We start from the raw sequence: 8,020 nt of genomic DNA, 5'->3' as shown, positions 1-8,020 counted from the left end.
TCAAGATGTTATAACCTTTGAACCTAGAACCCTGAACCTAGAACCGATCAGTTTAGGTAAATGTTTCCAATCCCACCCATCATAATATATCTATTTTTGATAAAATTTGAATGTTGAACACTATTATTTGAAAATCCTGGTAATTTTGTGTTATTAAATTGGAGCACTATGGTAAGAAGTCTACAGCCCTGGTTTATGGTTCATGCATTAAACCTTAAATCGGTAAAGTTCAAGATTTGAAACGGTAATCTATCAACTGAAGGAGTATTTACAATGGGACGGAGCAGGATTGCGCATGCCGCTACGATAATTTGCACTATTCTTATTGTAGGATTATCATCCTATACTGGTTACGCCAACGACAAAATAATAAAGGTCGGGATACAACAAAACCCGCCGCTTGCCTATTTTGATTAAAAAATACTGGTTTCTGATAGGGCTTTTACTGGTTTTTACCATAACGATATTCGATGTCACTGGGACGGTATCCGGTATTGGCAGGTGGTTAACAATTCACCGTGGGCCGGATGCAGTGGTGATATTAATATTCTTTTTTTCCGGTTTGATACTCAATGCCGATCAAATAAAGTCGGGATTGATGGATATAGAAAGCATCCTGATTACGTTGGCAATAATATTTCTTGTTGCGCCGATAACTGCCGCTGGATTTGGTTTGGGATCATTGGACACCGGTATTAAAATAGGATTATTTCTGGTTGCGGTTATGCCGACAACACTCACCAGTGGTGTGGTTATGACAGGGAGTGCCGGTGGTAATATTGCCCATGCTCTGGTAGTAACCATTATGGCCAATGGACTTGCTATTTTTACGATACCAGTTTCGCTGCCTTTACTCTTGAATCTGATTGACGGAACAACCTTTGTTGCCATTGATAAACTGGCGATTATGGTCACACTCGGGTTTCTTGTCCTGTTGCCGCTTTGTATAGGTTTGTTGATAAAATTTTATGGAAAATCTTTCGTTGATCAATTTACCTCGAAATTGCATACGTTGAACCAGTTTTTAGTTCTGGCAATCGTGTGGATGGCCATGTCTCAAGCAAGACTTGCGATCATAAACGGTGGAAATAGGATCGGAATTATTTTTATAATTGTAGTTATCTTCCATGGCACACTGCTTGCTGCCGCCGGTCTCTTTATCCGGTTTTTTAAACTGCATCGGGGCCGAAGGGAAAGTGTTTTATTTGTGGGAGGACAGAAAACCTTACCCCTTGCTGTAATTTTACAGGTATCCCTTTTCCCGCAGTACGGATTGGCCCTTGTTGTTTGTGTGATGCACCATTTGGTAGTCCTTATGATGGACGGATATCTGGTGGGAAAACTAAAAGGCGATTGATTGTTACTTTAGGCGCTTAAAGGCTCAACACCGATCTGCCAATGTTCGGCGGTGGATCGATATGGCAAAATATCCAATATCCAATTACGGCATTCATGATAAGTGCGCTCAAAAACGGTAAAATTTTACCGTTTATGCTCAACTTGACAGTTATCGCGGCTATAAACTCTCCGGCGGTATACACCTCGAAATTAACACCAAAAATCAAGAAAAAAACTTGACAAATGATAAAAACATATAATAGATATGTACCTCTTGGTTCTTGGTTAGACCAACAGACCAATTTTTATATTTTCCCCATTTTCTCAAGACAATGAATACCATGACTAAATCGCAGCAGCAGGTTTCCCTGCGAGTGGGGGAAGCCTTTATTGAAGATGTGGGCAAGGGGTTCGCGCGGTTGGCTACAGATGTGATGATAAGATTGGGTGCGGTTCCCGGCGAGATGCTTATGATTTCCGGCCGGAGATCTACGGTAGCACGCGCAGCCGAAGCTCTCGTCGAGCATTTTGATCCGCAACGGATTCTGATCGACGGTAATACCAGAGATAATACCCAGTTATCAGTAGATGAATTGTGCGAAGTCAAGAAAATCCCATACAAGAACGCCGACAAAATCCTGCTATCACCCTTGGACATCACGCGCTCGATCCCAAAAAGTACTGAGATCCCGTCCCTGCGCAAGACTCTTATGGGACTGCCCATGATAATTGGGGACAAAATCCAAGTTGCCCTCTTTGGTACGCGGCCGCAATCCTTCATTATTGAAGGCGCAAGGCCCAGAGGGGCGCTCATCATGACTCCCCATACAGAGATTGCCTTTAAAGAACCTGATGTTGATTATGCCGAGGCAATTCGGGTCTCCTACGAAGAGATTGGCGGCTTGGAAGAGGAGCTAAGCCTTATCAAAGAGATGATTGAAACTCCTTTGAAGTTCCCTGGCCTCTTTACTTTGCTGGGGATTGAGCCGCCTAAAGGGGTGCTTATTTCCGGACCGCCGGGAACGGGAAAGACGCTTATTGGCCGAGCCATTTCCAGTGAGGTGAGAGCCCACTTCATCCATGTTAACGGCCCCGAGATAATCCATAAGTTTTACGGGGCGAGCGAGGCAAAGCTGAGGGAGGTTTTCGAAGAAGCTCGCCGAAATGCCCCCAGCATTATTTTCTTTGATGAAATAGACGCCCTGGCGCCCAAGAGAGCACAAGTTGTCGGGGACGTGGAAAAACGCGTGGTAGCTCAACTGCTTGCCCTGATGGATGGTCTGGTATCCAGGGGAGAGGTAGTGGTTATTGGCGCTACTAATATGCCGGAACTGGTTGACCCGGCTCTGCGCCGTCCCGGACGCTTCGATCGTGAGATCAAACTAGGGGTGCCCAGTCAAGCCGGCCGTCTGCAAATACTAAAGATCCATTCCCGCAAGATGCCCCTTGCTCCTGATGTTGACTTAGATCGCCAGGCGGAAATTACCCATGGCTACGTGGGGGCTGATTTGGCGGCCCTTTGTAAGGAAGCGGGTATGGCGGCCTTGCGTCGAATCATGCCCGGGATCAAATATGATGTGGACCAAAAACCTGATCTGGCCGACGGCGTAGAGATTACAGTAACCGCTGAAGATTTTTTGACGGCCTTTAAAGCGGTTGAACCTACTACTACCCGGGAGTTCATGATTGAGAGGTCCCGTCTCTCCTTTATTGATGTAGGAGGATTAAAGAAGATAAAGAAAAGCCTTCAATCCATCATAGAACTTCCCTTGCGCGGCCTGCCGGCCTTCTCAAATTCACGTTTGGGCCCCCCCAAGGGTATTTTGTTTTCAGGTCCGCCAGGGACAGGCAAGACCCTAATGGCCAAGGCTCTCTCGGGAGAGACGGGCCTGACCTTGATTGTAGTTGATCCTCCCATGCTTTTATCCAAGTGGGTAGGGGAGTCGGAAAAAGGATTAAGGGAGGTCTTCAAGCGGGCAAAAATGGCCGCACCCTGTCTACTTTTCTTTGATGAGATCGAAGCCATTGCCCCTGTCCGATCCGAAGAATCTACCAGCGGCGTCTCACAAAGGGTTGTCAGCCAGCTTTTTCGGGAACTTGATGAACTTCAAGGCTCATTGGGAGTTATGGTTTTAGCCGCTACCAATCGTAAAGATTTAGTAGAGCCGGCCGTGCTCAGGGCCGGCCGCTTCGATTATATTATTGAGTTTCCTCTTCCTGACCGGGAAGAAAGGAAAGAGATTCTGCGGATTTATTTGCGGTCGCTGTCATTAGATTCCGGAGTAGATATCGATACCCTGGTCGAGGTTAGTGAGGGGTGGACAGGAGCTGGTATAGAGGCTTTATGTAAAAAGGCAGTTATGCTGGCTCTTGAAGAATTCATCAAAATAGAGAAGAACCCGGATTTTTCCAAATTTATAGTGACCGCCAAGCATTTCGAGGAGGCTACCGCCCAGCAAATGCCTGTATCTTCGAAATCCGTTACATTTAAGCCGGAAGCTTGAGGAGAGCAAAGATGTTCAAGCCCATTAAGAAAACCAGGATATATGAAAAAATTGTCGATGAAATCAAGGATTTGATAAACCAAGGCCGGCTCAAAGGGGGCGACCAACTTCCCACGGAGCGGAAGCTCTCAGAGACTTTCAAGGTGAGCAGGACTTGCGTGCGAGAGGCGTTTCGCATATTAGAGTCCCAGGGATTGCTGGAGAGCCGTCCGGGAAATGGGACCTATATTGCTAATAATACTATCGATTCCTTGATTCAGCCTCTAGCCTCTTTTATACTTAAGGAAAAGGATTACCAGATAGAACTCTTTGAGATGCGTCGACTTTTAGAATCTCAACTCGCTTACCTGGCTGCCGAAAGGGCTACCCCGGAAAACATGACCAAAATGGAGAAAATCCTGAGGAGGCAGGCAGAGCAGATTGCGAATGGTGAAACCGGATTGGATTCCGATAGTGACTTCCATCACGCCTTAGCCGAAGCGACCAACAACAGAATTCTGCTCCATATTATCGACACTATTATAGAATTTCTCGCTGAAAGCCGGGAGAGTTACCTGCTGGGGGAGGAGAGAGCTAAGAAATCTCTTGCTCATCATAAAAAAATCTTTAGTGCCATAAAAAAGGGGGATGGAGAGCTTGCCGCCCAGGCGATGCGTGAGCACATTGAAGATGTCGAGAAAACATTAGTTGATACTTAAAGGAAAGGATATATCTATAAATCAAGAAAAAAACTTGACAAAGGATATACGCATATATAAAGAGGAAAGAATTGGTCAGACTGATAGACCAATTGCCCAATTCCTTTGTTTTCGTGCTACAATGTATCACTATAGTAATTCTACATTTCAGATCAAGCATAAATTGTTGATCTGAAATATTTTTCAAAACTATTTAAATAAGGAGGAGATGTTTTATGGCACACGTTCATGAAGTAACCATATGGGCGCGGGGGGTAGTCCAAGATAAGGAGGGAAGAGATGTTTCCCAAATTATAGCCCTCGGCGCGGACAAAGAGAACAAGTTCACCCAGGCATTTGACGACTATGAGGATTTACCTGACAGGGTTGGGGTCCCTGTGCGCAAATACACTCGTATCAGCGATGAGGAGATCGTGATGCGGTATGACTATGAAAACGAAAATCCCGAAACAGTTATCGTGATGGATGAATCCATCGTCAAGGGAATAAACATCTTGAGACATATGAAGCAAAAGGGTGTTCTGATAGTTAACACCAAAAGACCTGCTGCGGATATTCTGAAGTTCATTCCCAACAAAGACTTGCTCGATAAGATTGTTTGCGTGGATGCGGAGGAGATAGCTGCCGGCGCCACTACGGTAGACTTTTCCGGGAGTGAGGGAGGAGTAGATGCTACCAGCCTTGGTGCTGGAATATCCGCCCCCTTGGTTGGCGCCGCCTTAAAGGCCACGGACCTGGTAGCCCTGGATAGTATTTTGGACATAGTGGTCAATAAAGAAGCATTGAAACGGGGCTACGAGGAAGCAGTTATAGAATCCGTAAACTAAAAAGGAGGGAATTATGTTTATCGTTCCAAAAGAAAGAGAGGTTCCCCAGGGTGTAGTTATACCTTCACCGGTGAAAGACAACCGGGAGATGATTACCAGTAACTGGCGCAGTAAGCGTCCCTATATGAAATACCTCGACAAATGTAACCTGTGTCGGAATTGCTACATTTTTTGCCCTGATGGCTGCTGGACAGTAGATGAGGAGAATGAAGTGGTGGTTTGGAATGCAGACTTCTGTAAAGGTTGCCTGATCTGCGTAACTGAGTGCAGTGCAAAGGCCCTGGATGCAGCCGATGAATTGGATTTTGATGGCGGGGTAATTCGTTTGGAAAAATCATTTTAAAAGGAGGTGGATCAGATGGCGAAAGAATTTACTTACAGCGGTTGTGCCGCTTCAGCCCAGGCATGCAAGATGGCCAAGGTTGAAGTTATCTGCTCTTACCCAATTCGCCCGTATACAGCCATAATGATGGAACTGGCAAAAATGGTGGTAAACGGGGAACTCGATGCCGAGTTCGTTCATGGAGAGGGAGAGCATGCACAGTTTTCAGTAGTTTTGGGGGCTTCTGCTGCAGGAGCAAGAGCACTCACCGGTAGTGCTGGTGTCGGGGTGACCTATGCCATGGAGCTCTATTCCCCCATTGCAGGCGGGAGGTATCCGGTTCAGGCGGCCATTGCCAACAGGGCCCTAGATCCACCGGGAGACTTTGGTTCGGAACACACAGATATCATGTCTGTCCGGGACCAGGGATGGATCATGGGCTGGGCCGAAACACCCCAGGAGGTCTTTGATAATACCCTTATCAATTACCGGGTAGGAGAAGACCCGGAAGTAATGCTGCCCCAGTTCGTTTGTCAGGACGGCTATTTTGTTTCTCACATCCCGGGAAAAGTTAGTGTGCCGGAACAGTCCCAGGTGGATGAGTTCCTGCCGCCCTACAGACCTCACAATCCACTGAACCCCAAAGCGCCTTTCATCCATGGTCCTCAGATTAAACCTAACCAGGGACCGGTAATCGACCTTCAGCGGGCGGTTGCCCATCTAAACACTCCAAAAGTGATCAGACAAGCGCTGGATGAATACAACCAGATTATGGGACGAAATTACAGTCCCTTTTTGGACGAATATAGAACCGGCGATGCCGAGATGGTCTTTTTCATTCTAGGAGGCCACGCCCGAACATGCCGTTTTGCCGTCGACGCACTAAGGAAAAAAGGAGTAAAGATCGGCATGGTAAAAATCCGCTTCGTGAGGCCTTGGCCCACTGAAGATCTCCAGGAGTGCCTGTCAAAATTTAAAGCAGTAGGGGTCGTTGAAACCAGTACCTCCTATGGTGGGGCTATGAAAGGGGGAATCCTTCTCCATGAAGTCCGGGCCTCCCTCTATGATTTGCCCGAGCGACCGCTTACCACTTCATTTATGGCGGGCCTTGGCGGAGAAGTAGTTTCTCTGCAAGCTTTCTATTATATGGCGGAAGTTCTTACCAAAGCCATCGAGGCCAATAAAATCAATAAGTATGTCCAGTGGATAGGATTCGAGCCGGATTGGCATGAATTCGTCGAGGCGGGTGGATAATCTGACAGGGTATAATCTTCAGCCCTTTTAATGAAAAAAATTAGCAGTCGTTTTAAAAAGACCGGTAATTTTAAAAGGAGAAAAAACTATGGCGAAAGTTAAAACTCAGAAACTGAAAAAATTCCGGACGATCAAAAAGGCGCCCGCATATGAAGGCTATCTCCCGGGGCACCGCTCCTGTCAGGGTTGTGGTCCGGCCCTTTGTTACAAATTAGTAGCAAAGGCGTCCGGACCAGATACCATCTTTGTGGGACCAACCGGTTGCATGTATGTAGCGAACACGAGTTACACCTGCGGCCCTTTTGCGGTTCCCTGGACCCATGCCCAGATAACCAATGGAGGGGCAATAGGCTCCGGGATTGAAGCGGCCTATCAGGTCTTGATCCGGAAAGGAAAATACGACGGCCCCCTGCCCAATATTATTGTGATGGCCGGAGATGGCGGAACAACGGATATCGGGCTTCAAGCCATGTCCGGCATGATGTACAGGAACCACGATGCTCTGTTTATCTGTTACGACAACGAGGCTTATGCCAATACGGGCATCCAGACGTCTCCGACCACCCCTTATGGGGCCCACACCACTTTTACTCCCCCGGGCCCGATGGTGCCTGAAGGCAAGAAACTGTATCCCAAGAATGCAGCTCAGCTGGTGATTGGAGGACATCCAGCCGTAAAGTATGTTGCCACGGCTTCGGTAGCCTATCCCGTTGATCTGATGAACAAAGTGATTAAGGCTCTAAACTATGTGGGACCAACTTTCCTTGTTATCCACTGCCCTTGTCCCAAGGGCTGGAAGTTTGACGCCGATAAGACGATTCAGATTGCCAAGATGGCCATCAAGACTGGAATGTGGAGCTTATACGAGTGGGAGGACGGAGAAATCACCTATCAGCGCAAACCTAAGGAATATCAACCTGTTGGTGAATATTTGAAGCTCCAGGGCCGCTTTAGCCACCTCACCCAAGAGCACATAGCAAATCAGCAAGCCTTTGTGGACGCGAAGCTGAAAGCCCCCGGGATAGCGGTGCAGGTCCCCACGGCTCATTCCGCACCGGAGATATAGTCAGGGTTAAA

8 protein-coding genes are annotated in these 8,020 nt (G+C 47.2%); all 8 read left to right on the top strand.

What is annotated here, in order from left to right; all coding sequences use genetic code 11:
• Nucleotides 1–273 precede the first annotated feature (273 nt).
• The 8 genes from V3S16_RS05830 to V3S16_RS05795 all read left to right on the top strand — a co-directional run bounded on the left by V3S16_RS05830 (nt 274) and on the right by V3S16_RS05795 (nt 8,009).
• Nucleotides 274–417: a hypothetical protein gene (locus V3S16_RS05830; RefSeq protein ID WP_413883738.1), complete on the top strand. Its 144-nt coding sequence runs from the start codon at nt 274–276 to the stop codon at nt 415–417.
• Nucleotides 401–1,357 carry a bile acid:sodium symporter gene (locus V3S16_RS05825; protein ID WP_413883737.1) on the top strand — a complete coding sequence of 319 codons (957 nt, stop codon included), beginning with the start codon at nt 401–403 and terminating at the stop codon, nt 1,355–1,357. Before V3S16_RS05830 ends, V3S16_RS05825 begins: the two co-directional genes overlap by 17 nt.
• 322 nt (nt 1,358–1,679) lie before the next feature.
• Nucleotides 1,680–3,842, top strand: coding sequence for an AAA family ATPase (locus tag V3S16_RS05820; RefSeq protein WP_413883736.1), 2,163 nt, complete (start codon nt 1,680–1,682; stop codon nt 3,840–3,842).
• An 11-nt stretch (nt 3,843–3,853) separates the two neighbouring features.
• The gene (locus V3S16_RS05815; protein ID WP_413883735.1) at nt 3,854–4,540 is read left to right on the top strand and encodes a FadR/GntR family transcriptional regulator; all 687 of its coding nucleotides are present in this window, start codon (nt 3,854–3,856) and stop codon (nt 4,538–4,540) included.
• Nucleotides 4,541–4,755: 215 nt separating this feature from the next.
• Complete coding sequence (locus tag V3S16_RS05810) at nt 4,756–5,367, top strand: oxalate oxidoreductase subunit delta (protein WP_413883734.1); 612 nt, start codon at nt 4,756–4,758, stop codon at nt 5,365–5,367.
• A gap of 13 nt (nt 5,368–5,380) precedes the next feature.
• A complete protein-coding gene (locus tag V3S16_RS05805) occupies nt 5,381–5,710 on the top strand; it encodes a 4Fe-4S dicluster domain-containing protein (RefSeq protein WP_413883733.1) in 330 nt (109 codons plus the stop codon).
• Between the two features lie 15 nt (nt 5,711–5,725).
• Nucleotides 5,726–6,943, top strand: a complete 1,218-nt coding sequence (locus V3S16_RS05800) for an oxalate oxidoreductase subunit alpha (RefSeq protein ID WP_413883732.1) — start codon at nt 5,726–5,728, stop codon at nt 6,941–6,943.
• An 88-nt stretch (nt 6,944–7,031) separates the two neighbouring features.
• Entirely contained in the window at nt 7,032–8,009 is a 978-nt protein-coding gene (locus V3S16_RS05795; protein WP_413883731.1) for a thiamine pyrophosphate-dependent enzyme, read from the top strand.
• Nucleotides 8,010–8,020 lie beyond the last annotated feature (11 nt).

This window comes from Candidatus Desulfatibia sp. (assembly GCF_036446775.1).
GTDB lineage: Bacteria > Desulfobacterota > Desulfobacteria > Desulfobacterales > UBA11574 > Desulfatibia_A.
Note: the sequence above shows the minus strand (reverse complement) of the source record. Positions and strands in the feature narration are given on the sequence as shown.

Coding starts and splice junctions, on each gene's coding strand:
- V3S16_RS05810 (WP_413883734.1), top strand. CDS start 4,756: ATGGCACACGTTCATGAAGTAACCATATGGGCGCGGGGGGTAGTCCAA.
- V3S16_RS05820 (WP_413883736.1), top strand. CDS start 1,680: ATGACTAAATCGCAGCAGCAGGTTTCCCTGCGAGTGGGGGAAGCCTTT.
- V3S16_RS05805 (WP_413883733.1), top strand. CDS start 5,381: ATGTTTATCGTTCCAAAAGAAAGAGAGGTTCCCCAGGGTGTAGTTATA.
- V3S16_RS05795 (WP_413883731.1), top strand. CDS start 7,032: ATGGCGAAAGTTAAAACTCAGAAACTGAAAAAATTCCGGACGATCAAA.
- V3S16_RS05815 (WP_413883735.1), top strand. CDS start 3,854: ATGTTCAAGCCCATTAAGAAAACCAGGATATATGAAAAAATTGTCGAT.
- V3S16_RS05830 (WP_413883738.1), top strand. CDS start 274: ATGGGACGGAGCAGGATTGCGCATGCCGCTACGATAATTTGCACTATT.
- V3S16_RS05800 (WP_413883732.1), top strand. CDS start 5,726: ATGGCGAAAGAATTTACTTACAGCGGTTGTGCCGCTTCAGCCCAGGCA.